Origin of the sequence: Bradyrhizobium sp. CCBAU 11361 (assembly GCF_028128935.1) — a bacterium.
GTDB classification, from domain to species: domain Bacteria; phylum Pseudomonadota; class Alphaproteobacteria; order Rhizobiales; family Xanthobacteraceae; genus Bradyrhizobium; species Bradyrhizobium niftali.
The window spans coordinates 222,329-246,365 of the sequence record NZ_LBJZ01000193.1 but is presented as its reverse complement, the minus strand read 5'-3'; the positions used below and the strand labels follow the sequence as shown (position 1 = coordinate 246,365).

The 24,037-nt window shown below is 65.3% G+C and carries 18 protein-coding genes; 5 read left to right on the top strand and 13 right to left on the bottom strand.

Annotation, left to right across the window (positions count from 1 at the left end; translation table 11 throughout):
• Positions 1-36 precede the first annotated feature (36 nt).
• Complete coding sequence (locus XI08_RS34105) at positions 37-1,563, bottom strand: hypothetical protein (protein WP_271577765.1); 1,527 nt, start codon at positions 1,561-1,563, stop codon at positions 37-39.
• Between the two features lie 296 nt (positions 1,564-1,859).
• On the opposite strand from XI08_RS34105, the gene XI08_RS34100 reads away from it, so the two are divergent.
• Positions 1,860-2,870: a helix-turn-helix domain-containing protein gene (locus XI08_RS34100; protein ID WP_271577764.1), complete on the top strand. Its 1,011-nt coding sequence runs from the start codon at positions 1,860-1,862 to the stop codon at positions 2,868-2,870.
• Between the two features lie 153 nt (positions 2,871-3,023).
• The gene (locus XI08_RS34095) at positions 3,024-4,955 is read left to right on the top strand and encodes a S9 family peptidase (RefSeq protein WP_271577763.1); all 1,932 of its coding nucleotides are present in this window, start codon (positions 3,024-3,026) and stop codon (positions 4,953-4,955) included.
• A 56-nt stretch (positions 4,956-5,011) separates the two neighbouring features.
• Here the strand turns inward: XI08_RS34095 and XI08_RS34090 are convergent, their stop codons facing one another.
• The 3 genes from XI08_RS34090 to XI08_RS34080 form a co-directional block, all read right to left on the bottom strand.
• Positions 5,012-6,679 carry a regulator gene (locus XI08_RS34090; protein ID WP_271577762.1) on the bottom strand — a complete coding sequence of 556 codons (1,668 nt, stop codon included), beginning with the start codon at positions 6,677-6,679 and terminating at the stop codon, positions 5,012-5,014.
• A gap of 10 nt (positions 6,680-6,689) precedes the next feature.
• Positions 6,690-7,391: a cysteine hydrolase family protein gene (locus tag XI08_RS34085; protein WP_027546369.1), complete on the bottom strand. Its 702-nt coding sequence runs from the start codon at positions 7,389-7,391 to the stop codon at positions 6,690-6,692.
• Positions 7,392-7,700: 309 nt separating this feature from the next.
• Positions 7,701-8,654 (bottom strand): hypothetical protein, encoded by a 954-nt coding sequence (locus tag XI08_RS34080; protein WP_271577761.1) that lies wholly within the window; start codon positions 8,652-8,654, stop codon positions 7,701-7,703.
• A 166-nt stretch (positions 8,655-8,820) separates the two neighbouring features.
• Here XI08_RS34080 and XI08_RS34075 point away from each other — a divergent pair, with 166 nt between their 5' ends.
• Complete coding sequence (locus tag XI08_RS34075) at positions 8,821-12,297, top strand: indolepyruvate ferredoxin oxidoreductase family protein (RefSeq protein ID WP_271577760.1); 3,477 nt, start codon at positions 8,821-8,823, stop codon at positions 12,295-12,297.
• Between the two features lie 261 nt (positions 12,298-12,558).
• Here XI08_RS34075 and XI08_RS34070 read toward each other — a convergent pair whose 3' ends face one another.
• From XI08_RS34070 to XI08_RS34055, 4 genes are all read right to left on the bottom strand, one after another.
• Positions 12,559-14,289 carry an FAD-dependent oxidoreductase gene (locus XI08_RS34070; RefSeq protein WP_271577759.1) on the bottom strand — a complete coding sequence of 577 codons (1,731 nt, stop codon included), beginning with the start codon at positions 14,287-14,289 and terminating at the stop codon, positions 12,559-12,561.
• Positions 14,290-14,347: 58 nt separating this feature from the next.
• Positions 14,348-15,367, bottom strand: coding sequence for a S1C family serine protease (locus XI08_RS34065; protein WP_271577758.1), 1,020 nt, complete (start codon positions 15,365-15,367; stop codon positions 14,348-14,350).
• A 105-nt stretch (positions 15,368-15,472) separates the two neighbouring features.
• A complete protein-coding gene (locus XI08_RS34060) occupies positions 15,473-15,916 on the bottom strand; it encodes a hypothetical protein (RefSeq protein WP_271577757.1) in 444 nt (147 codons plus the stop codon).
• 8 nt (positions 15,917-15,924) lie between these two features.
• Entirely contained in the window at positions 15,925-17,523 is a 1,599-nt protein-coding gene (locus XI08_RS34055) for a GMC family oxidoreductase (protein WP_271577756.1), read from the bottom strand.
• A gap of 201 nt (positions 17,524-17,724) precedes the next feature.
• On the opposite strand from XI08_RS34055, the gene XI08_RS34050 reads away from it, so the two are divergent.
• Positions 17,725-18,513, top strand: a complete 789-nt coding sequence (locus tag XI08_RS34050; protein WP_027546376.1) for a thermonuclease family protein — start codon at positions 17,725-17,727, stop codon at positions 18,511-18,513.
• Positions 18,514-18,727: 214 nt separating this feature from the next.
• On the opposite strand, the gene cyoD is transcribed toward XI08_RS34050, so the two are convergent.
• Genes cyoD through XI08_RS34030 form a run of 4 tightly spaced genes read right to left on the bottom strand, consistent with a single transcriptional unit; the run spans position 18,728 to position 22,551 of the window.
• Entirely contained in the window at positions 18,728-19,117 is a 390-nt protein-coding gene (cyoD, locus tag XI08_RS34045) for a cytochrome o ubiquinol oxidase subunit IV (protein ID WP_027546377.1), read from the bottom strand.
• Positions 19,114-19,755, bottom strand: coding sequence for a cytochrome (ubi)quinol oxidase subunit III (locus XI08_RS34040; RefSeq protein WP_271577755.1), 642 nt, complete (start codon positions 19,753-19,755; stop codon positions 19,114-19,116). The genes cyoD and XI08_RS34040 overlap by 4 nt, the downstream gene beginning before the upstream one ends.
• A complete protein-coding gene (gene cyoB, locus XI08_RS34035) occupies positions 19,755-21,755 on the bottom strand; it encodes a cytochrome o ubiquinol oxidase subunit I (protein WP_271577754.1) in 2,001 nt (666 codons plus the stop codon). The genes XI08_RS34040 and cyoB overlap by 1 nt, the downstream gene beginning before the upstream one ends.
• Complete coding sequence (locus XI08_RS34030; RefSeq protein WP_271577753.1) at positions 21,745-22,551, bottom strand: cytochrome ubiquinol oxidase subunit II; 807 nt, start codon at positions 22,549-22,551, stop codon at positions 21,745-21,747. The genes cyoB and XI08_RS34030 overlap by 11 nt, the downstream gene beginning before the upstream one ends.
• Positions 22,552-22,810: 259 nt before the next feature.
• Here XI08_RS34030 and XI08_RS34025 point away from each other — a divergent pair, with 259 nt between their 5' ends.
• Positions 22,811-22,963, top strand: coding sequence for a hypothetical protein (locus XI08_RS34025; RefSeq protein WP_271577752.1), 153 nt, complete (start codon positions 22,811-22,813; stop codon positions 22,961-22,963).
• 107 nt (positions 22,964-23,070) lie between these two features.
• Here the strand turns inward: XI08_RS34025 and XI08_RS34020 are convergent, their stop codons facing one another.
• Positions 23,071-23,979: a hypothetical protein gene (locus XI08_RS34020; protein WP_271577751.1), complete on the bottom strand. Its 909-nt coding sequence runs from the start codon at positions 23,977-23,979 to the stop codon at positions 23,071-23,073.
• Positions 23,980-24,037: the final 58 nt, after the last annotated feature.

Below are 24,037 nucleotides of genomic sequence, written 5' to 3'. Positions count from 1 at the left end.
GACGCCGCCAATCGTGGAGATGCGATCCTGGTGGGCTCACCAGCCCACGCGCAGGCCCACACGTCCGCCGGCGACCTTCTCGTCCGGCCCGTAGCCGATGCCGCCGTTGAACTGCATGTTCCGATTGAGGCGCAGCGCCGCATTGAAGGCGAGACCGTTGGCTCGCTCGAAGGTCCCGTAGTTCATCGTCATGGCGAAGGTCTCGTCCGGCAGCAGCGTCGGCACGCCGGCCATGGCAAAGGCCATGGCGACGCCGCTGGTCGCCTTGCTGGTCCGCGCGCTGAGGTCGTCGAGCCGGCCGTTGATGCTGGCGAGCTGCGCATTGATGGCGCTGAGATCGGTCGTCGAGGCCAGGCCGAGATTGGCGAGCGTGGTGGTCGCGAGATTGCCGGCGCCGTCGGACGTGACAAGCTGCGTCGCGCCGCCTTGCGCGGCCTTGCTTGCCGACGAGGTGATGCCGGCCATGGTGTAGGTGTTGCCTGCCGTGCCAAACGCCTGCTGATTGGCGCGCGTCGCTGTGGCGCCGTTGCCGATCGCGGCGGAGTTGGTGAAGCCGGCGCTGGTGTTGTTGCCGACGGCGACGGCGTTGGCGCCTGCGACCGATACGGTGTTGCCGATCGCGATGCCGCCTGACCCGGTCACGGTGGCCGTGTTCGCCATCACCAGTGCGTTGGGCGCGTTGACGGCGTTGCCGGAGCCGAACACGGAGGAGCCGGCCGCGCTCGCGGTGCCGGCTACGGTGTTGTTGGAGCCGACCACGTTGACGTTGTCGCCCCGGCCGGTCTGGTTGGCACCGTTGATCGTGTTGTTGTCGCCCAGCACGAAGCTGCCATTGCCGTTCACGGTGTTGGGGTCGCCGATGGCGAAGCTGCCATTGCCGCGGACGACCTGACGGGTGCCGAACGCACCGCTGTTGCTGCCGGTGACGCTGTTGTTCGCGCCGACCGCGGTGCTGTTGGCGCCGGTCACCACACTGTTGGAGCCGACCGCCGTCCCGTTCGTGCTGCCTGCATTGGCAATCGCCCACGCACCGACGGCCAGCGAACTGTCGCCGGCCGCATAGCTGCTGTTTCCGTACGCCGAGCTGGACATGCCGGTCGCGGTGCTCCAGCCGCCGGATGCGGTGGCGTAGTCGGCGGTGGCATGGGAGCTCGTCCCCACCGCCGTGGATATCCAGCCGGCAGCACTGCTGTTGGAGCCGACGGCAACGGCAAAGTCGCCGCTCGCGTTGCTCACGTAGCCGTAGGCGGAGCTCTCATAGCCGTAGGCCGCGCTCTGCGCCCCGGTGGCGGAGGTGTATCGACCGCCCGCGTTGGCGCCGTAACCCAGCGCGACGCTTTGCTCGTTGGTCGCCTGGCTCAGGGCGCCCGCGGCAAGGCTGAAATTGCCAAACGCGTTGCTGGACGACCCATAGGCCGAGCTGGATGGGCCGCCGGCCGTGCTGCCGGCGCCGCACGCCGTACTTCCGGCAGAGCCTGCGCCTGCGCCGCCGGTGCTGTTGCTGGCGTCGACGCAGACGAACTGCGCCTGAGCGGATGGAGGATCGAGCAAGGCGCCGAGCACGATTGCCGCCGCTGCACAAATCGTCGCCGGCCGCGTGCGCCGCCACGCCGCCCTCCTGCCCGTTCGTCCGGTCCGCTCGCCGATCCGGCCCTCGGCCAACCGCGCCGCAAGATTCAACCCCCGCTCGTACATCGCTCACCTTCACGTCATTGCAAATTGTCCGAGCCGCGAAACACACACGTCTGGCCCGCGCGCAATAATATGAATATTCATGTCCGGAGACTGCGGTTCGACGGTGCGGAAACTTGCCTGATCGTCCCAATTTGCAGACCAACTGCCCGAGGGAGCGGCCTGGCATGACGAAGATTCCGTATCTGCGCTTCGACACCGCGGAGTTGCCTGCCGCCGAGCGGCTCGACCACTACCGCGCGATTCTCACGCACTACGACGTGACAGTCCCCGAGGGCACGGACCGGGACGACTTCGAGGTCCTGGCCGAGGCCTGGTTGCTCGGGGGACTGGTCACTGCATCCACCCGGATGGGGCCGGTGCGCTTCACCCGCTCCGCCGCGCTGGCCAAGGCCGATGGCCGCAATTCATTCGCGCTGCTGCTGCTCCGGCGCGGCGCCTGGAGCGGCGAAGTCGACGGCGAGCCGATCTCGGCCGGTCCCGGCCAGGTGCTGGTGCTCGATCTGACCCGCCCCTTCGACGGCACCGCCACGGCGACCGACACCATCAGCCTCGACGTCGAGCGCGATCCGATCGTCAGTGCCGCGCCCGACGGCCTCGACCTGCACGGCCTCGTCCTTGACGGCGCCGCCGGCCGCGTTCTCGCCGATCATATGGCGCTCCTGCGGCGCAGGCTTCCGGCGATGGACGAGAACGACGCGCCCGATGCGGTCCGGACGACGCTCGACCTGCTGCGCGGATGCTTTAGCGTGGCCGCCCGGCCGCGCGAGCATGGGCTTGCCCGGCGTGACATCGCCATCCTTCACCGCGCCAGCCGCTCTATCGACCAGAATCTGGGCCGCTCCGACCTTTCGGTGGCGACCATCTGCCGCGAGATCGGCGTGTCGCGCTCGGTGCTCTATCGGGTCTTCGCGCCGCTCGCGGGCGTCGCCGATTACATTCGCGGGCGGCGACTCGAAGCGATCCATGTGCTGCTTGATGACGCCGATGAAGATCGCTGGAATGCAGAGATCGCCGCTGAATTCGGCTTCGTGAGCCAGGCCCATTTCAGCCGCAGCTTCCGGCAGCATTTCGGCTACTCGCCACGCACGGCGCGCGACTCCCGCTTGCACGATCTTGCAGCAGCAGTCGAAGCCGGGCCGGAACTGTTTCGCGAGTGGATTGTCCGGCTCGGCTGACCCGCCAGGTGCGGTCCGGAAAGAAACGGCTGGACGACTCGCCCACATTCTACTTGGAGTTGACGCACGGTTTGCGCGCACATATGCTACGGTTCGTAGCATTGCTCAGTGTGAAAGTCGCATCCTGCGTACGAAACGCCAGAGAGACGCCAGATGTCAGCTCGTCCCCTGATCCCGCGCCGGAAGCTGTTTGGTAATCCGACCTACGTCGGCGCCAAATTATCGCCGGATGGACAATTGCTGTCCTGGCTCGCCCCGGTCGACGGCGTTCTGAACATCTGGGTATCCCCGGTCGACAGCATTACGGCAGGCCAGCCCGTGACGCGCACCAGGGGCAGACCGATCAACTGGCAGAATTGGAGTCCGGACGGTCGCTACATCATGTTTCTCAACGATGAGAACGGGGATGAAAATCTGCACCTGTTCGTTGTCGATCCCCGCAGTTCGGAACTCCGGGATCTCACGCCCTTCGCCAATGTCCGTGCGCTGCCGACGCACTGGTCGCACATTGTCCCCGACAAGATCGCGATCAGCCTCAACGATCGCGACGTGCGATGGCACGATACGTTCCTGCTCGACCTCGCAACCGGCGAGCGCACACTGGTTTGGGAGAATCGCCAGGAATTCCATTTCGTGGGACTCGACTGGCGGCTCAAGCCGCGCCACGCCCACAGCAACGCGCCCGACGGAGGCACACGCTTTTGGCGCATCGACGAGCAGAAGGTCACGCATTGGCGCGACGTCCCGTACGAAGCCTACACGAGCACACGGCTCTGGGCGTTCGACGCCGGATGCAACCACCTCCACATGAGCTCGAGCCTGGAGCACGACAAATCGGCGCTTCTGCGGATCAACTGGTCAACCGGTGAGGAGCGTGTCCTGTTCAAAAGCGACCGCGCCGACGTGACGGACGCCATATTCAATGCCCGGACCCTCGAACCGAAAGCGGTCTGCATCGACCCCGGCCGGCAGGAATGGACGGCTTTGACGCCAGCGGTTGCAAGCGAGCTCGATCTGATCAAGGCGCGGCTTCCTGGCCACGCGTTCCATGTCGAAAGCCAAAGTGATGACGATCGCCGGTGGATCGTGACGAGCCACACGGCGGATCAGCCCGCCACATATCATCTTCTCGACCGCGACAAGCAGACCATCACCGAGCTGTTCACGGCGCGGCCCGAACTCAAGCCTTATCGCCTGGCACCAATGCAGGCTGTGCAAGGCAAGTCGCGCGACGGCTTTACCCTCGTCTCCTACCTGACCCTGCCGGCGGAGATCGAGGCCGACCGCCCGCCTCGTCCGCTGCCGATGGTCCTCATCGTCCACGGTGGTCCATGGGGGCGTGACATCTACGGCTATCGCAGGGATCACCAGTGGCTGGCCGATCGCGGCTACGCCGTCCTTTCGGTCAACTATCGGGGATCGACGGGCTTCGGCAAGGCGTTCGTTGCCGCGAGCGAAAAGGAGCATGCGCGAAAGATGCATGACGACCTCATCGACATTGTCGATTGGGCTATTGGCGAAGGCATCGCGCAAAAGGACAAGGTCGCGATCTTCGGCGTGTCCTACGGCGGACTGGCCTCATTCATCGCCGCAACCTTCACGCCAGAGGTGTTCTGTTGTTCGGTGCCGGTGGTCGGCATCTCCAATCTGCAAACGCTGCTGGAATCGATGCCACCCTATTGGGCCGGTTTCGCGGAGTTCATGTATCGCAGCTACGGTGATCCGCGCACTGAGGAGGGCCGCAAGCTGCTCGCCGAGCGCTCACCGATCAACAAGGTCGACAACATCAAGAAGCCCATGCTGATCTTTCATGGCGCCAACGACGTCCGGTGCAAGATCGCGGAAAGCGACACCATCGTCGCCGCCATGCAGGCCAAGAACATTCCGGTGACCTACATCGTCTACCCCGACGAGGGGCACGGCTTCCAGAAGCCAGCCAATCAGCTGTCCTACATCGCGATTGCCGAGGCGTTCTTTGCACGGCATCTGGGCGGTGCGTGCGAGCCCATTGGCGAGGACTTCGAGGGATCCAGCCACGAGGTTCGCGCGGGGGCCAATATCCTGTCCGACCTGGGCGTGGCTTGAAAATTGGCGGCCGGGCGACCTTGCGCCACCCGGCCGCGATAATTGCTGGCGACGACCTATTCCGCCGGCGCGGCATGCATCTCCGGATGCGCGGCATAGTGCTCGGTGGTGCCCAGCTTGCTGGCCGCGAACAGGCCGGCAGCCATCACGGCATAGGCGAACGCGACCGCGGGCGTGACGCCGAAGCCGCCGCCGATGCCGACGGCCTCGCCATGCATGAAGCCGAAATAGGTCAGCACCGCGCCGACCAGCGCGAAAGCGGAAGCCTTCTCGAAGTCGCGCTCGATGATGAAGACACCGATCGCGCCGAGGATGAGGCCGCCGAGGATGGAGCCGCCGCCCATGACTTCGAGCCCGTGGTAGAACACGCCCTGCTGTGGCAGCGCGGCGATCGCGGCCGCCTTGACCGCGTCGGCCTTGTCGGCGGCCAGCCCGCCGACGCTGGTCGCCGCCATCATGGTCGAGCCCAGCATCGTGTCGATCTGGAGCTTGGCCCAGGCGGCCAGATGCGGCGTCAGCGCCAGCACGATCGCCGGCGCATGCTTGACCGGCGTGGTCTGGAACGCTTGCGCGCCGATGAGCATGCCGATGTAGAGCAGGATCGGCGAGATCGCGACGACAGGCACCAGCGCCAGCAGCACCGAGATGATGCCGAACCAGGCCAGCACGACCACCATGATGCCGGTCGCCGCCGAATAGCCGATGCGGCCGCCCATCGCCTTCCAACCGGGATGACCGATATAGACGGCGTTGATGAAGGGATTGCCCATCAGGCAGCCGATCAGGCTGACAACGCCGTCGGCGGTGAGCACGCGCGTGGTCGGGTACTCGTCACCGGCGGCTTCCGCGCTCTCGACATTGTCCATGGCCTCGACGAGGTCATAGATACCGAATGGAATGGCCGTGACCAGGATGACGCCGAGGAATTCGAAGCCGGAGAAGACGTAGCCCACCGCCGGGATCGGCACCGAGAAGCCGAAATTGGCGAACGCTGCGCCGACGCCCGCGATGCTCAACCCGCCGAGGCCGAGACCGAACAGATTCGAGCCCCAGGCGATGATCATGCCGGCCGCGATGGCGACGAGACCCGCCGGAATGCCGCGCCAATATTTCACGCCGCCGAACCAGCTCACCAGGATGATGGCGAAGCAGACGAGACCAATCTGCGGCGTCATGTACATCTCTAACGCCGGGCGCATCGAGATGAAGGTGACGGAGACGCCGGCGAGCGTGCCGAGCAGCGCCGCGCGCGGCGTGATCTTGCGAATGAACGGCGCGATGAAGCCGCCGATCATGAGAATAAAACTCTGGAAGAACACCCAGACGAGGCCAGCCGACCAGCCCTTGAGCGGATCGCCGGTCTTGATCGTGATCGGCAGCATGATCACGAAGGTGACGATGAACATGTGCGGCACGCTGACGCCCGAGGGCAGCGCGCAGACATCGTTGCGGCCGGTCTTCTGTGCCAGACGATAGGCGAGGTAGGCGTAATAGAAGGTCGACAGGCACATCATCAGCCCGAGCGCGGGCAGGATGCGGCCGAACACGAGGCTGTCAGGCATCTTCAGCACGAAGCGCAACAGGCCCGTGAGCACCAGCATGTTGACGAGGATGTTGGTGCCGAAGCCGAAAAACGCGTTCCAGTCGCCCGATGTCCATAGTGCCGGCTTGAACCCGGACGTGTTCAGATCGGATTTGCCGGCCGTCCCCGTCATTGTGCTCATGGTGATGCCCCTAAGCTGAAGTGGAAATCTTCATCGCCTCCAGTACTGCGGCTGAGTCCGCGACCCAGCCGAAGATGCCGCCCTGGGCCTTGATCATTTTCAGGCCCATCTCGTGAAACTCGGGAAAGTAGGATGCGCAGCCGTCCGAGATGACGACGCAGCGATAGCCGCGGTCATTGGCCTCGCGCACGGTGGTGTTGACGCACACTTCAGTGGTGACGCCGCACACCAGCAGATTTTCGATGCCGTATTTCTCCAGCACGTCGGTGAGCTCGGTGGCGTAGAAGGCGCCTTTGCCCGGCTTGTCGATCACGACTTCGCTGTCGAGCGGATAGAGCTCGGGAATGATGTCGTGACCGGCCTCGCCGCGAATGAGAATGCGCCCCATCGGGCCGGGATCGCCGATGCGCAAGGACGGGGCGCCGCGCTCGACCTTCGCCGGCGGCGCATCGGAGAGATCGGGCAGATGGCCCTCGCGGGTGTGGATCACCAGCATGCCGGTGTCGCGCGCCGCCTTCAGCACCGCGCCGATCGGCTTCACCGCACGCGCAAGCTGGCTGACGTCGTTGCCGAGCGTCTCGCCGAAGCCGCCGGGCTCCATGAAATCGCGCTGCATGTCGATGATGAGAAGCGCGGTGGCGGGCCAGTCGAGCCTGATCGGCTCGGGCTCGGCGCTGATGACGCCCAATGTCGGCTTGGTCGAGTTCAACATGACTCAAGGCCCCCGCGAGAACTCTCTTTGCCAGGAGTTCTGCAAACGCCGTGCCATTGTGTACAATAGCGGTGGGGCACAGGCTGCGAGGGAATTCGTTGTGCTGTCAGAAGGTTACGTCAGCAGCTGGCGGCTGCTTATTCCCTGTGCGACGGCTTTGCGACGTGCAGTTGCTTAAAGGATGAGCGGACTCCGCTGTCATTCCGGGGCGCGCGTAGCGCGAGCCCGGAATCCATCGGGCCGCGATACATGAGGCGAAATGGATTCCGGGCTCGACTCTTCGCGCCGCCCCGGAATGACGACAAGAAACTACCGCCCCGCCCCATACAGCCGCCGATACTCGTCCTCATACGGCGCATAGGAATCCTTCAGCGTCGCCATGTTGAGCAGCATGGTGGCCACCATCGTGCCCGTCTTGTCGAACACGCGCGTCTTGACCCAGGCGCTTTCGGTGCGGCGGCTGCCGGAGAGCGCGACCACCTCGCGCTCCACCTCATACGCGTCGTCGACGAAGAGCGGCCCCTTCACCAGCCTGATCTCCTGGTCGGCGAACAAGCCGACCGCCGGGCCCTTGGCCGGCAACGGATCGTCCTTGGAGCGGTACTGGAACAGCACGCTCAGCATCTCCATCGGGATGATCGGCTTGCGCCATGGGTTGTCGACACTGGAATAATACGGCGAGCTCTCGGTGATGACGGCGAGCTTCTGCCGGAGCGAGAACGGATAGAGGTCGCCCATGGCCTGGTCGAACGCCATGCGCACAGCTTGCCGCTTGCTGGTCTGCGCGATCTTCACCTCGCGCAGGATCACGGGATCGGCGAGCGGCTTGAGCTCGGTGAGGCGAGACTCGAGCGCGGTCGCCACGTGCGGTTCGCCGACCGAGACCGTGCCGCGCAGCACTTCGGTGCCGTCGCGCTTGACCATCTGGATCTGGCACTGGCTCGCACCGGCTAGAGGTTTCGACAGGATCGCTTGCACCTCCTCGCCTTCGAAGCAGGCGTTGCGATAATGCGCGGAAAGACAGCCGCTCTCGAACCAGGCCTGTCCCCACAGCCGTACGCCGAGCGGCGCGAACTGGCTGAAATGCGTCGGGCCTTCGATGGTGCCGCCCTTGAAGCCGAGCTTTTGCGCGGTGGCGTCGTCATGGATCGAAGCGTGCGCATCGTAGACCTGCGCGTGAAGCATCTGACGCGGCTGGCGCCACGGCCCGATCAAGGCCTCGGCCGTCTCGGTGATCTCGGTGTCGAATGCGTTTGCCGTCATGGTGTCCTCCGCAAGCAAGCCATGACTAGCAGGAGCGCCACGGATGCGGCCAGCGATATTGACTTCGCCGGCCCATGCTCTTGACTGCGATCTCCCGCTTCGCACAGCCGCAAGCCTCCCGCGGCGCAAAATCCCCCGCCCGACCAGGACAATAAGGACTTCCGAAATGACGCTGATGCAGGTCGAGCTGGACGATAAATACCGGCTCGAATCGAAGCGGATCTTCCTGTCCGGCACGCAGGCCCTGGTTCGATTGCCCATGTTGCAGCGCGAACGCGACCGGCTTCAGGGGCTCAACACCGGCGGCTTCATCTCGGGCTATCGCGGTTCCCCGCTCGGCATGTACGACCACGCGCTGTGGCGCGCGAAGTCGCACCTCCAGCAGCACGACATCGCCTTCGTCCCCGGCCTGAACGAGGACCTGGCTGCTACCGCGGTCTGGGGCAGCCAGCAGGTCGGCCTGTTTCCCGGCGCCAAGGTCGATGGTGTGTTCGGTATCTGGTACGGCAAGGGCCCCGGCGTCGACCGCTCGGTGGATGCGCTGAAGCACGCCAATGCGGCCGGCACCTCGCTCAATGGCGGCGTGCTGGCGCTCGCAGGCGACGACCACGGCTGCCAGTCCTCGACGCTGGCGCATCAGAGCGAACAGGTGTTCGCGGCAGCGCTGATTCCCGTGATCAATCCGGCAACGCTGCAGGACTATCTCGACCTCGGCCTCTACGGTTTTGCGCTGTCGCGCTTCTCCGGCTGCTGGGTCGGCTTCAAGGCGATCAGCGAGACCGCGGAAAGTTCGGCGTCGATTGATAGCGATCCCGAACGCATCCAGATCAGGCTGCCCGACGATTTCGAGATGCCGCCCGGCGGCCTCAACATCCGCTGGCCCGATCCGCCGCTGGACGCCGAGAGACGCCTGTTCGGCCCGAAGATGGCCGCAGTGCAGGCCTTTGCCCGCGCCAACCAGCTCGATCGCATCGTGCTGGATTCAAAGCCCGCGCGACTCGGCATTGTCGCGACCGGCAAGGCCTATCTCGATCTGCGCCAGGCGCTCGCCGACCTAGGGACTACCGACAAGGACGCGCAGGACCTGGGCCTGCGCATCTACAAGGTCGCGCTGACCTGGCCGCTGGAGGAAAGCGGAGCCAAGCGCTTCGCCGAAGGACTTCAGGATGTGCTGGTGGTCGAGGAGAAGCGCGGCTTCATCGAAGACCAGCTGATGCGCATCCTCTACAATATCGACGCGTCCAGGCGCCCGACCGTCACCGGAAAGCGCGACGAGCGCGGCGCGCCGCTGCTGCCGAGCGAGGGCGAGCTGACGCCGACCATCGTGGCGTCAGCGCTGGTGGCGCGGCTGCGCAAGCTCGGCCATCACAGCCCGGTGCTGGAGCAGCGCCTCGCGCGGCTCGAGGCGTTCGACAATCCCGTCACGGCCAGCGCGCCGATCAAGCTCGCGCGCACGCCGTTCTTCTGCTCGGGCTGCCCGCACAATTCCTCGACCCGCGTGCCCGAGGGCAGCCGCGCCATGGCCGGCATCGGCTGCCACGGCATGGCCCTGAGCATGCCGACCCGCCGCACCGATTTGATCTCGCATATGGGCGCCGAGGGCGTGAACTGGATCGGGCAATCTCCCTTCACCAGCGAGACGCACATCTTTCAGAATCTCGGCGACGGCACCTATACACACTCGGGCTTGCTCGCTCTTCGTGCCGCTTCAGTCGCCGGCATCAACATCACCTACAAGATCCTCTACAACGACGCCGTCGCCATGACCGGCGGCCAGCCGGCCGAAGGCGGCTTCAACGTCGCGCAGATCGCGCACCAGGTCTGGGCCGAGGGCGTCAAGCGCCTCGCGATTGTCTCCGACGATCCGAGCAAGTACCCGGAGGGCAATTACTTCCCAAAGGGCGCAACGATCCATCACCGCCGCGAGCTCGATGCCGTGCAGCGCGAGCTGCGCGACATCAAGGGCCTCACGGTCGTCATCTATGACCAGACCTGCGCGGCCGAAAAGCGCCGCCGCCGCAAGCGTGGGCTCTATCCCGACCCCGCCAAGCGCGCCTTCATCAACGAGCTGGTCTGCGAAGGCTGCGGCGACTGCTCGCAGGCCTCGAACTGCGTCTCGGTGCAGCCGCTGGAGACCGAATTCGGCCGCAAGCGCCAGATCGACCAGTCGAACTGCAACAAGGACTTTTCCTGCGTCGAAGGCTTTTGCCCGAGCTTCGTCACCGTGCATGGCGGCTCGCTGAAGCGGGTCAAGACCTCCGCGGTCGATTCGGGGCAGTTGTTCGCCGATTTGCCGCTGCCGCCTGCGCGTGAGCTGGACGGTCCCTACAACATTCTCGTCACCGGCATCGGCGGCACCGGCGTCATCACCATTGGCGCACTGCTCGGCATGGCCGCCCATGTCGACGGCCGCGGTTGCTCGGCGCTGGACTTCACCGGCCTGTCGCAGAAGAACGGCGCGGTGATGAGCCATGTCCGCATCGCACCGAAGCCCGAGGACATCTCCGCGGTCCGCATCACCACCGGCGGCGCCGACGTCATCCTCGGCTGCGACATGATCGTCTCGGCCGGCCCCTCCGCGCTCAGCCGCGCCGAACGCGGGGTGACCAAGGCCTACATCAACGCCGATCTGCAACCGACCGCGAGTTTCGTGCAAAATCCCGATCTCGATTTCGAGATGGGTACGATGCAGACCGTGCTGCGCGACGCCGTCGGCGACAAGAACCTCGACATCATCGACGCCACAGGCATCGCCTCAGCCCTGATGGGCGACTCGATCGCGACCAATCCCTTCATGCTCGGTTTCGCCTTCCAGAAGGGCGCGATCCCGCTGTCGCTGGAGGCCCTGCTCCGCGCCATCGAGATCAACGGCGCCGCGATCGAGATGAACAAGCTCGCCTTCACCTGGGGGCGCCTCGCCGCCCACGACATGTCGCGGGTCCGCAGCGTGCTCCAGTTCAAGAGCCGGGCGTCCGCGCCGAGCAAATCGCTCGACGACATCATCGCAACGCGCGCGGAGTTTTTGACCGGCTATCAGGACAAGGCGTATGCCGACCGCTATCTCGCAGCCGTCGCCAGGGTGCGCAAGGCGGAGAGCGCGGCCTCGCCCGCGTCCACGGAGCTGACCGAGGCCGTGGCCAAGAACCTGTTCAAGCTGATGTCCTACAAGGACGAGTACGAGGTCGCGCGGCTCTATACCGACGGCAGCTTTGCCAAGAAGGTGTCGGAGAAATTCGACGGGGACTTCACGCTGAAGTTCTACCTCGCCCCGCCGATCTTCGCGCAGCGCGACAAGACGACCGGGCATCTCCAGAAGAAGGAATTCGGCGACTGGATGATCCACGCCTTCCGCGTGCTGGCCAAGCTCAAGTTCCTGCGCGGCGGTGCGTTCGATCCGTTCGGCCGCACCGAGGAGCGCAGGACCGAGCGGAAGCTGATCGAGGATTATCTGGCGATGATCGACCAGCGGATCGCCGGGCTGAACGCGGCGCAGATCCCGCTGCTGGCACGGCTCGCGCGCGTGCCCGAGACGATCCGCGGCTTCGGCCACGTCAAGGAAGGCAATATCAAGCAGGCGATGGCCGAGACGGCACGGCTGCAGGCGGAGCTCGAGAATAGCCGGTTTGCGGCGGCAGCGGAGTAGAGGTCAGGAAGGCGAAAGCCTCTCCTCGTCATTGCGAGGAGCCCTTGCGACGAAGCAATCCAGAGTCCCTCCGCGGGAGGCAGCCTGGATTGCTTCGCTGCGCTCGCAATGACGGAGAATATGGGACGCGCTCGCGACACACGCGGCGTCATCGCCCGCGAAGGCGGGCGATCCAGTACGCCGCGGCGGTTGTTGTCCATCTCGCTGCCTCTGGAATACTGGATGCCCCGCCTTCGCGGGGCATGACAGCGGTGGAGACGGCTAGATCGAGGTCGTGGCGACGCTTGGTGCCAAGGCCGTCACCCCGCCCTCCGCCAGATGCCGCCCCGCGATATACCCGAACGTCAGCGCCGGCCCGAGCGCGATCCCCGCGCTCGGATAGTTGCCGTTCATGATCGAGCCCATGTCATTGCCACACGCATAGAGCCCCGCAATCGGCGTGCCGTCGCCTCGCAGCACGCGGGCCTGCGCATCGACCTTCATGCCGATCGCCGTGCCGAGATCGGCCGGATAGATCCGTAGCGCGAAGAACGGCGCCCGAAGGATCGGCGCGACGCAGGGGTTGGGCTTGTGCCTGATATCGCCGAGGTGACGCTGATAGATCGTGCTTCCGCGGCCGAATTCGGGATCGCGCCCCTCCTTTGCGTCGGTGTTGTAGCTCGCGACCGTCGCTGTGAGCACGGACGGCTGGATGCCGATCTTGGCCGCAAGCTGCGCTATCTCGGGAGCCTCGATCAACTCACCGCTTGCCACATAGCGCCGAACGTTAAGGGTAAACGGCTTGATGCGGCCGAGGCCATAGCGCCACAAAAACCGACGATCGCAGATCAGGTAGAACGGCCGATCGGGCTCGCCATGGCCGTCGCGCAGCATGGCGAGCACAAACTCGTGGTAGGACAGCGCCTCGTTGACGAAGCGCCGGCCCGCGGCGTTGACGGCGATCACGCCGGGCTTGGCGCGATCGGTCACCATGTGCGGAAAGACGCCACGGCTGCCGTCTGCGCGCCGGAACAGCGAGGCCGGCACCCAATAGGCCGGGCTCGTCGCCTCCGTATTGAGCGCAGCCCCGGCCGTCGCCGCGAGCCGAAGCCCGTCGCCTGTGCCTGATGCATTGGCCGCCGAGACAAATCCGGCCGCAGGCGGAAAGAACCGCTTACGCAAAGCAGCATCGTGCGAAAAGCCGCCGGCCGCCAGCACCACGCCGCGGCGCGCCGCGATCGCACGGTCGCGGGAGCCGTGACGGATCACCACGCCGCTGACGCGATCGCCCTGCATCGACAAGTCCTCGACATCCGCGCTGAAGAGGATCTCGACCTGCCGCGCCAGCAGCGAGGCGTAGAGCCGCGCAGCGAGCGCGTTGCCGAGATGCAGCGTCGTGCCGCGCGGGCTACGTAGCCGTTGCAACATGTATTCCGAGACCAGCCGCGCCGCGCGCAGGGTCGAACGCAGCGATTTGCCGATCCGGCGCAGATGCGGAATGTCGAGCTGATCGACCATCATCCCGCCGAACAGCGTGAACTCCGGCGGCGGTGGCCGCAATCGCACGAAAGCCCGGCCCAGCCGCGTGCCGTCGAAAGCCACGGGCTCAAGCACGCGCCCGCCTGATGTCGCGCCCAGCCGTTCCGGATAATAGTCGGGACAGGTCTTCACCGGCTGGAGCCGCACCTCGGTCTTGGCTTCGAGCCAGGCGACCGCTTCGGGGCCGCGCGCGAGGAAGGCGGCGCGCAGGCCGGCATTGGCGGGCTCGGGGACCGTGCTCGACAGATACTGGACGGCGTCAGTGACGCTGTCGGACAGCCCCGCCTGCTTCATCTTCGGGTTGGCAGGGATCCAGACCATGCCGCCGGACCACGCCGTGGTGCCACCGACGAAGGCCGTCTTCTCGATCACAAGCACACTCAGGCCTTCGGCGGCCGCGACGGCCGCCGCCGTCATGCCGCCGGCACCGGCGCCGACGACAATGACGTCGTAAGTCTCGTGCGCCCGCATCATGCGGCAAGTTTCCGGGGGCGAGGCATGACATCGTCATACCTCGCCCGCGGGCTCGCAGCTAGCGGGCGGGCTTCCGCTCGATCGGGTCGATGTCGATCGCCCGCAGGCGGCCGAGCCGCAGCACGTCCATGGCGAGCCGCCGGCCGATCCGGTCGCGGTCGAGCACGCGGATCAGATCGTCGACGCCGTTGATCTCGACGCCGTCGAGCCTGATCACGACGTCGCCGGGCAACAGGCCCGCCTTCGCCGCCGGCCCATCCGGCTCGATCTGCATCAAGAGCGCGCCCATCTTGTTCTCGACGCCGGCCAGCACGGCATGCCGCCGCGGAACCGGCGCGGTCTGTCCGGCAACGCCGATATAGGCGCGGCGGACATAGCCGTGACGAATGATCTCCGCCAGCACGAATTGGGCGGTGTTGCTGGCGACCGCGAAGCAGATGCCTTGCGCGCCATTGATGATGGCCGTGTTGATGCCGATCACCTCGGCATTCGACGACACCAGCGGGCCGCCGGAATTGCCGGGATTGAGCGCGGCATCGGTCTGGATGACGTCCTCGATGGTACGGCCGCTGACCGAACGGATCGAGCGTCCCAGCGCCGAGACCACGCCGGCGGTCACGGTCGATTCGAATCCGAGCGGATTGCCGATCGCGATCACGAGCTGGCCGCGCCGCAGTGTCTTGGAGTTGCCGAGCGCGGCATAGGGCAAGTCGCGGACGCCGTTGGCGCGCAGCAGCGCAAGATCGGTGTCGGGATCGACGCCGAGCACGCGGGCGTCGCCGACATGGCCCTCGACGTCCCGCAGCCGGATCTCCTTGGCGGAGCCGACCACGTGGCTGTTGGTGAGCACGAGCCCGTCCGGCGAGATCACGATGCCCGTGCCGAGCCCGCCGCGCTCGCGGCCGTTCGGCACTTTCGGCCCGGTCTCGACGCGCACGACGGCAGGGCCGACGCGGTCGGTGACGTCGATCACGGCATTGGAATAGGCGTCCAGCAGGGCCCGGTCATTGTCCGGGGCAGCCGCCGCCGTTCGCGATGACGATCCGTCATCGACGATGTCTGAGGTCAAATCTAGCATGGCGAATGTCCTTGAGGCTCACACAGATGGTGGCCTGTTCCCTCTCGCGCAAGGGACCCTCCTGGGGCGCAAGGCTGGACTGCCGGGTATTGACTGCCCAAGTGGCTAGGGCGCCCGCCGCAGCGTACCCGCCCTCGCCTTCACTGGATCGAGCAGAGACCAGTCGCCGTCCGGGAGCACATAGCCCTTCGGGAACGGCGCGCGCAGCTCCAGCCCGAGCGAGCGCAGCACGCGGTCGTCGCGGTAGTAGCATTGCAGCACCACGCGGACGAGGGTTGCCGCGCCGCCGGAGCTGCGGAACTGCTGCGCGACGCCATCGCGCGCGGCGGCCTCGAGGTCCGCCAGCGGCATGCCGGCAAGCCGCGCCAGATGATCGAGCGCAGCCACGACCGGCCTCGTGTCGCGGCCGAGGGTTGCAAGAATGTCGGCCTGGATGATCTCGTCATCGGCGCCGGGGACCCGGTATTCCTCGCTCGGTGGAATGATCATCGCGGCGATGGTGCGCAAATCCTGGCGCTGTCGCGGCGTGAGGGTGAGCTGTTCGGTCATAAGAATCCTCAGTCGAACAAATTGGCGAGGCGCTGCTTCATCTGGCCGGCGATGTACAGCGCGAGGGCCTGGATGGTGGACGTCGGGTTGACGCCGCCCGAGGTGACGAAGATGCTGCCGTCGACGATGAAGAGGTTCTTCACGTCGTGCGAGCGGCCCCATTCGTTGACGACGGAGCGTTCGGGGTCGGTGCCTATCCGCGCGGTGCCGAGCAGGTGCCAGCCGCCCCACGGGATCGGCGAGTTGACGCAGATGTCGGTCGCCCCCGCGGTCTCGAGCACCTCCCGGCCGCGCGCCAGCGCGTGCTCCATCATCTTCCGGCTGTTCTCGCTGATCGTGTAGTCGATCTTCGGCGCGGGAATGCCGTGGCTGTCCTTCAGGACGGGATCGAGCGTGACGCGATTGTGCTCTTCCGGCAGGTCCTCGCAGATCGCGGAGAAACCCAAGCGATGGCCGTTGAGCTTGCGGAAGACGCGGTGATGATCGGCGCCCCAGGGCAGGATGCCCTTCTGCTCGCTGACGACGGCCTCGAACACCGGCCCTGCCCCGCGCACGAACTGGACGCCGTAGCCGCGCACGAAGCCGCGCGACAGGTCGGTGTCATACCATTCCTTGCTCCACAGGCAGGTCGGTGGCGCGCGGTTGCTATCGGTCGGCTCCTTCACATAGCCGTAGATCTGCGCATAGGGATGGAACATCAGGTTCTTGCCGACGAGACCCGACGAATTGGCAAGTCCGTTCGGAAAGCGGCCCGACGCGGAGTTCAGCAGCAGCCGCGGCGTACCGACACCGTTGCAGGCGATGATGACGACATGCGCCGGCTGAAATTGCTCGACACCGTCCTTGTCGTAATAGACCACGCCCGAGGCCATGCCGTTCTCGTCGGTGGTGATCTCGCGCACCCGGCAATGGGTGCGCAGCTCGACACCGGCGCGGACCGCATGCGGCCAATAGGTGATGTCGGTCGAGGATTTGGCGCCTTGCGCGCAGGCCGGCGTGCAATGGCCGAGATTGATGCAGCGCGCCCGGCCCTCATAATCCATGGTAGCGACCGTCGTGTCCGACGGCCACCAGTGCCAGCCGAGCTTGTTCATGGCCTTGCCGATGATCGCACCGGACAATCCCATCGGCTGTTGCGGCATCGGCGGATGCGTCAGCGGCGAGAGCGGATCGCCCGATAGCCCCGACGTGCCCATCATCCGGTCGTTCTCTTCGAAGAACGGGGTCAGCGCGTCGTAGTCGATCGGCCAGTCGTCGGCGACGCCGTCGAGCGTCTTCACCTTGAAATCGGAGGGATGCAGCCGCGGCCAGTGCGCGGTGTACATCACCGTCGAGCCACCGACCGCATTGTAGTTGACGACCTTGATCGGCGAATTATCGTCGTTGATCGGATAGTCCTCGGGCCGGCCGCGGACGTTCGGGCTCGACGACCACTCGCCGTAGAACTTGGCTTCCCAGTCCCGGCCCGTGCTGGGATATTCCGCCGGGTTCATCCAGCCGCCCTGCTCCAGGCAGAGAATGTGCATCTTGGTCTCGGCCAGCGACCACGCCACCGCCGCGCCTGAAGCGCCGGCGCCGATGATCAGGACGTCCACGGGGTCTTTCATCGCGACCTTTTCCTCCCCCTCGCCGCTTCCCGGGCGATTCGGCCTGCGCAGTCCGCAAGGCCGGCGCAAACGATAGGGTCAGAGCGACGGCTGAGTAAAGCCGCGGGGCCGGAATGTCGCACTTCGCAGGGCGCAGACCATTGGTATCGCCACATCCGGATGCTAGGAACGAGACGAAAGAGCAATCGATAGCGAGACCGTATGTCCTTCGAGAATTCATTTGCCGCCGCCCGCGCTTTCGCGCTTGTTTTGTTTCTTGCTCTGCCCGGATTTCTGGCCTCCTCAGCGCCTGGGTTCGCACTGACCGCGACGGCGACCGTCAGGGACGCAAATTCCATCCAGCTCGGCGACGTCACCTATCGGCTCGACGGCGTCGACGCGCCCGAGCTCGACCAGGTCTGCATCGACGATCACGCCGATCCCTGGACCTGCGGCATCGAGGCCCGCGATCAGTTGGCCAAGCTGATCGGCAAACGGGCGGTACGTTGTGACGATGTCGGGCCGGAAAAGAGCTTCGGCAAACGCCACCGTGCGATCTGCACGGCCGAGGGCGACAAGGCCAGCCTGAACGAGCAACTGGTGAAGCTCGGCTTCGCCATCGCCCGCGAGCCGATCAAGGCCAACGTCAAGCCGGCGGCAGCCGAGGCCAAGACGGCCTCGTCCGGCATCTGGAAGGGCTGTTTTGTTGCACCGCAAGAATTCCGGACCGGCAAGAAGGACGGCGCCCTCCTGGGCGCCGCCTGCCGGCCGGACCGCGACAAGGAAATCCGCGCCGTGCTGTTTCCGGACGAACTGACCATGCCGCCCAGTTGCGGCATCAAGGGCAAGCTTGCGGTGCGCGCCCGCGTCACCGGCAACATCGGCATCTATCATCTGCGGGGCTGCCCAAGCTATCCGGCGACCACCAAGCCGGACCGCTGGTTCTGCTCGGAGGACGACGCCCAGGCCGCCGGCTTCCGCAAGGCCTATAACTGCCGCCGGCCGAAGTGAACACGTCGTTCACGCGGCCGTGAGCGGTACCCGGAGACAGTATTGATCCGGAATTGAACTCCATGGCGAGTTGCTGCACTTATCAACGTGCGCACGCGCTTTGCGCGAGCGCTTCCTTGGCAGACGATCCTCATTGGATTGTCTTTGCTCGGGCGTTTCCTCCCTAGACTTGGGCCGCTTGTCACAAACAAGCGGCTCTTCTTTTTTGTGCCCCCTACTTCCGCATCGGCATGATCTGGTCCATCGGCGGCATGTTCTGGTTGAGATGCGCCATGATCCAGACAGTGCCGCCGACCACCAGGAAGACGACCAGCAGCCCGAAGGCGAGCGCCAGCACGTTGTTGGTATTGTCCGGCCCCGTCGTGATGTGCAGGAAGAACACGAGGTGCACGCCCATCTGCGCGATCGCGAGCACGATCAGCGCGACGGGAATGGACGGCTGCCAGACCAGGTCGGTGCCGGCGATGAAGAACGACGTCGCCGTGAGCAGCAGCGCGAGTGCAAGGCCGACGACGTAGCCGAGGATGCGCGCGCCGACGCTATGCTGCTCTTCCTCGCCCGGCGCGAGATCGTGCCCGGCCGGAATATGGGTCTGATCGCTCATGCGCCACCCCCAAGCAAATAGACGACAGAGAACACCCCGACCCAGATGATGTCGAGCGCGTGCCAAAACAGCGCAAAACACATCATCCGCCGCAACACGTCGGCGCGAAAGCCTTTTGCAAAAACCTGGGCCATCATGGTGAGGAGCCAGAGCACGCCGGCGGAGACGTGCAGGCCGTGGCAGCCGACCAGCGAGAAGAACGACGTCAGGAACGCGCTACGCGAGGGGCCGTAGCCGCGCGCGACGAGATCGGCGAATTCGCGGAACTCGATGGCGAGGAAGATCAGCCCGAGCATGCAGGTCACGGCCATGCCGAGATAGAACCAGAACCGGTTGCGCACGTCGGCCGCGATGCTGGCCATGCCGCAGGTGAAGCTCGACAGCAGCAGGCAGACCGTCTCGATCGCGACGTTGCGCTGCTCGAAGATTTCCGAGCCCTTGGGGCCGTCGGCGGTCTGGCCAGACAGCACCGCATAGGCCGCAAAGAAGCAGGAGAACATCACGATGTCGGAGAGCAGGAAGACCCAGAAGCCGTAGGCGGTCACGATCCGCTTCGACGCCGGCCCGGGATGCTCGACGACGAGCCCGATATGATGGGGATCGGCATGCGCACGGCCGACAGTCGCGGTCATCGACATCAGAGCGCCCCCGCCATGCTGACGAGGCTGCGCCGCTCCTCGAGATTGATGCGATCGATGCGCGCGACCTCGTCGGCCGGGATGACGTACTCGTCATGGTCGCGCCAGGCGAACACGACGAAGGTCGCGAACGCGCCGATGCCTCCCAGGATCACCATCCACCAGATGTGCCAGATCAGCGCAAAGCCCATGATGGTGGCGAAGAACGCGCAGACGAAGCCGGTCGGCGAGTTCCGGGGCATTTCGATGTCGTGATATTCGGGCGCTTCGTGCTCGAACGATTGCTGCCGGGCATGGGTCTTCATGTCCCAATAGGCATCCTCGCCACGTACATCGGGACTGAAAGCGAAGTTGAACACCGGCGGCGGCGACGAGGTCGCCCATTCCAGCGAGCGTCCGTCCCAGGGATCGCCGGTGCGGTCGCGCAGGGTCTCGCGGTTCCTGATGCTGACGACAAGCTGCATGATCTGGCAGATCACCCCGATCGTCAGCACGGCCATGCCGGCCGCCGCAACCAGCATCCAGGGCCGCCACGCCGCGACGTCGTAATGCTGCAAACGCCTGGTCATGCCGAGCATGCCGGCGATATAGAGCGGCATGAAGGTGACGTAGAAACCGAGGAAGGTGAACCAGAACGCGAGCTTGCCCCAGCGCTCGTCGAGGCGGAAGCCGAACGCCTTCGGAAACCAGTATTCGAAACCGGCGAACGCGCCGAACAACACGCCGCCGATGATGACGTTGTGGAAGTGAGCGACCAGGAACATGCTGTTGTGGAGCATGAAGTCGGCCGGCGGCACCGCGACCAGCACGCCCGTCAGGCCGCCGATGATGAAGGTGACCATGAAGCCAACCGCCCACAGCATCGGGGTCGCGAAGCGGATACGGCCGCCATACATCGTGAACAGCCAGTTGTAGATCTTCACCCCGGTCGGCACCGCGATGATCATGCTGGCGATGCCGAAGATGGCGTTGACATCGGGGCCGGCGCCCATCGTGAAGAAATGGTGCAGCCAGACCATAAAGGAGATCACGCAGATCGCCATGGTGGCGAGCACCATGGAGCGATAGCCGAACAGCGCCTTGCCGGAAAAGGTCGAAACCACCTCGGAGAAGATGCCGAAGGCCGGCAGCACTAGGATGTAGACCTCCGGATGGCCCCAGGCCCAGATCAGGTTCATGAACATCATGACGTTGCCGCCGGCCTCGTTGGTGAAGAAGTGGAAGCCGAGGTAGCGGTCGAGCAGCAGCATAGCGAGCGTGGCGGTGAGGATCGGAAACGCCGCGATGATCAGGAGATTGGAGGCCAGCGTGGTCCAGCAGAACATCGGCATGCGCAGATAGTTCATGCCCCTGGTGCGCAGCTTCAGCACGGTCGTGACGAGATTGATGCCGGCGACCAGCGTGCCGACGCCGGAGATCTGGAGCGAGCAGGCGTAGTAATCGACGCCGACGCCCGGCGAATAGGACAGTCCCGACAGCGGCGGGAAGGCGAGCCAGCCGGTGCGGGCGAACTCGCCGATTACGAGCGAGAGATTGACCAGCAGCGCGCCGGTCGCGGTCAGCCAGAATCCGACCGAATTGAGCGTCGGAAACGCGACGTCGCGCACGCCGAGCTGGAGCGGAACGACCAGGTTCATCAGACCGATCACGAACGGCATTGCGACGAAGAAGATCATGATGGTGCCGTGCGCCGAAAAGATCTGGTTGTAATGCTCCGGCGGCAGATAGCCCTGCGACTGGTAGGCCACCGCCTGCTGGATCCGCATCATGATCGCGTCGCTGCCGCCGCGCAGCAGCATCACCGAGGCCAGCAGGATGTACATGACGCCGATGCGCTTGTGGTCGACGCTGGTGATCCACTCGTGCCAGAGATAGGGCAGATGCCCTTTCACCACCACCCAGATCAACACCGCGAGGATCGCAACCAGCACCACGGCGCCGGCGACGAGCGGAATAGGCTGATCAAATGGAATGGCCGACCAATCGAGCTTACCGAGCATCGTGGCCTCCACTGTGCGGCCTGCCTGCATCGGAGAGCAGCTCCGGGCCGGGCCCTGGCGGAATGTGCTGGGTCGCGATCAAGTCGAACAGGCGGGGATCTTCGAGGCGATAGGTCGGCCTGCCCCTCTCGATGCCCTGTTGCATCAGCTTCGTGTAGCTCTCCTCGTTCAGCACGGCATCGGACTTCGCCGTGGTCGCGACCCAATCCGGAAAGGCAAGCGGCGAGATCACGTTGACGTCGAACATCATGTCGGGAAAGCCGTCGCCGGAGAAATGCGCCGACAGGCCCTGCAGCTTGCCTTCATTGTCGGCGCGCAGGTTCAGCTTCGTCACCATGCCGTTCATGGTGTAGATCATGCTGCCGAGCTGCGGGATGAAGAACACGTTCATCACACTCGACGACGTCAGCTGGAAATTCAGCTCGGCGCCGGCCGGCACCGTCAGCGTGTTGACAGTGGCGATGCGTTGGTCCGGATAGATGAATAGCCATTTCCAGTCGAGCGAGACCGCCTGGATGCGGACCGGACTGCCGGTGCCCGGCACGGGCGCTGCGGGATCGAGCTGATGCGAGCCGATCCAGGCGACGCCGCCGAGCAGGATCACGGTGAGCGCGGGGATCGCCCACACCACCATCTCCACGCGCCCGGAATAGACGAAGTCGGGCTGAAAGCGCGCTTTGGTATTGGAGGCGCGAAACCAGAACGCGAACGCCAGGATCGCGATGATGGTCGGCACCACGATCGCAAGCATGATGAAGACGGAATCGACCAGGATGGTGCTGTTGGCGGCAGCCACCGGCCCTCGTGGATCGAGCAGATTCATCGGCAAGCCACAGGCGATTGGGAAACCCCAGGCGAGAGCCTAGCGCGGAAAAGCCCCCGCAACAAACGCAAGCTCGGTAGAACGGTTCCGCAACACGCCCGCTCAATCGCGCGCCGCGCCGTCCGGCGGCATGCAATTCCATGCGATGTCAATGACATCTACGCGGGACGGCCGGCCTTCTCACCTCCGCCCTCCATTGCTAGTTTGCACGAAAATATCGGGATGAAACGGGATGCAGGGCCCTGAGGACGACGCCGGCCTCGCCGGCAAGATGGCGCTCATCAGCGGCGGCGGCGCCGCGGCGACGGCATCGGCAACGGCCGCGCTGCAGCAATTCTGCTGGCCCGCGCAGGTGCAAAAGTGCTGGTGGCCGACGGCGGCGTGACGCTGCAGGCGCCTGAACGTGAGTCCAGAGAACACTGAGGAAACACACGATGGCCCGCATGCCCTACTTCGAGGCCGACCAGGTCGCGCCCGAATATCGCGACATGCTCAAGCGCAACACCAATCTGCACAAGCTGCGGTGGGGAGCGGAGTGAAGTTCGCCGAGCGCAGCACCGGATCGAACTGCGGCAGGTTCTTGGGCTCCTCGACGGCATCGAGATCGATAACATCGGGCGCGCGCGGATTGAAGTCGCCGCCGCGCGTACCGCGGAGCCGAGCGCGCTTCGGATCGGTCACCGGGACCGCCACACCCAGGCGCAGGGCGCGCTGTGCAGTCGTCACCGGCATGGTGGCATCCTCCCACTGACCCGCAAAGCGGCAGCGGCCGTCATGGTCGCCGTACTTCGCGGATTTCATCATGAAGACCGTCTGCGTCGGCGGCGACGGCTCAGGCACCGGGACGGAAGCGGAGACCTGCTTGGCTGCCGGGATCGGCGCAACGCCGTTGTGGATCGCGTCTACCATGCCGCGCAGCTCGACGACCGCGAAGCCGGCGGCGACTTCGACCTGGCTCGCGGCGTTGCCGATAAAACGCGCCATTGCGCCGCTCTCGTGGTGGAAATGAAATTCCTCCAGGGCGTCGGCAAAGCGCTTGCCAGCCGCCAGATAATCCGGCAGCGCCCGCTCAATCGCATCGAGGTCACGCGCCAGCTTTTCGCTTGCGGCCTTGCGTTCGACAATAGCGCGCTTAGCCGCGAGCTTCTGTTCGGCGTCGGCAATCTTCGTTTGCACCTCGGCGAGCGCATCGGCGTAGCCGTCGCGGGTCATCGCGCAGGCGGCGACGGCGGCCTCCAGCTTCGTGCGAGCTTTGTCGTCCGTATTGAGATCGGCTTCGAGGTGGTGGCGTTGGAGCTTTGACTTGGCGTCAATGAACTCCGCGTCAGCAGCCGCATGGCGGCTGCTCAAGGTCTCGGCGCGTGTGCGCAGCGAGGCCAGTTCGGCTTCGAGTGTTTCCATGGGTGATTTTCGTCGGAAGAATGTTGCCATGCCTCCGAGCTTACGGAGAGCAAAGCGA

Excerpts from the sequence above, each read along its gene's own strand:
- XI08_RS34100 (WP_271577764.1), top strand. The coding sequence starts at position 1,860 with ATGACGAAGATTCCGTATCTGCGCTTCGACACCGCGGAGTTGCCTGCC.
- XI08_RS34095 (WP_271577763.1), top strand. The coding sequence starts at position 3,024 with ATGTCAGCTCGTCCCCTGATCCCGCGCCGGAAGCTGTTTGGTAATCCG.
- XI08_RS34090 (WP_271577762.1), bottom strand. The coding sequence starts at position 6,679 with ATGAGCACAATGACGGGGACGGCCGGCAAATCCGATCTGAACACGTCC.
- XI08_RS34085 (WP_027546369.1), bottom strand. The coding sequence starts at position 7,391 with ATGTTGAACTCGACCAAGCCGACATTGGGCGTCATCAGCGCCGAGCCC.
- XI08_RS34080 (WP_271577761.1), bottom strand. The coding sequence starts at position 8,654 with ATGACGGCAAACGCATTCGACACCGAGATCACCGAGACGGCCGAGGCC.
- XI08_RS34075 (WP_271577760.1), top strand. The coding sequence starts at position 8,821 with ATGACGCTGATGCAGGTCGAGCTGGACGATAAATACCGGCTCGAATCG.
- XI08_RS34070 (WP_271577759.1), bottom strand. The coding sequence starts at position 14,289 with ATGATGCGGGCGCACGAGACTTACGACGTCATTGTCGTCGGCGCCGGT.
- XI08_RS34065 (WP_271577758.1), bottom strand. The coding sequence starts at position 15,367 with ATGCTAGATTTGACCTCAGACATCGTCGATGACGGATCGTCATCGCGA.
- XI08_RS34060 (WP_271577757.1), bottom strand. The coding sequence starts at position 15,916 with ATGACCGAACAGCTCACCCTCACGCCGCGACAGCGCCAGGATTTGCGC.
- XI08_RS34055 (WP_271577756.1), bottom strand. The coding sequence starts at position 17,523 with ATGAAAGACCCCGTGGACGTCCTGATCATCGGCGCCGGCGCTTCAGGC.
- XI08_RS34050 (WP_027546376.1), top strand. The coding sequence starts at position 17,725 with ATGTCCTTCGAGAATTCATTTGCCGCCGCCCGCGCTTTCGCGCTTGTT.
- cyoD (WP_027546377.1), bottom strand. The coding sequence starts at position 19,117 with ATGAGCGATCAGACCCATATTCCGGCCGGGCACGATCTCGCGCCGGGC.
- XI08_RS34040 (WP_271577755.1), bottom strand. The coding sequence starts at position 19,755 with ATGTCGATGACCGCGACTGTCGGCCGTGCGCATGCCGATCCCCATCAT.
- cyoB (WP_271577754.1), bottom strand. The coding sequence starts at position 21,755 with ATGCTCGGTAAGCTCGATTGGTCGGCCATTCCATTTGATCAGCCTATT.
- XI08_RS34025 (WP_271577752.1), top strand. The coding sequence starts at position 22,811 with ATGCAGGGCCCTGAGGACGACGCCGGCCTCGCCGGCAAGATGGCGCTC.
- XI08_RS34020 (WP_271577751.1), bottom strand. The coding sequence starts at position 23,979 with ATGGAAACACTCGAAGCCGAACTGGCCTCGCTGCGCACACGCGCCGAG.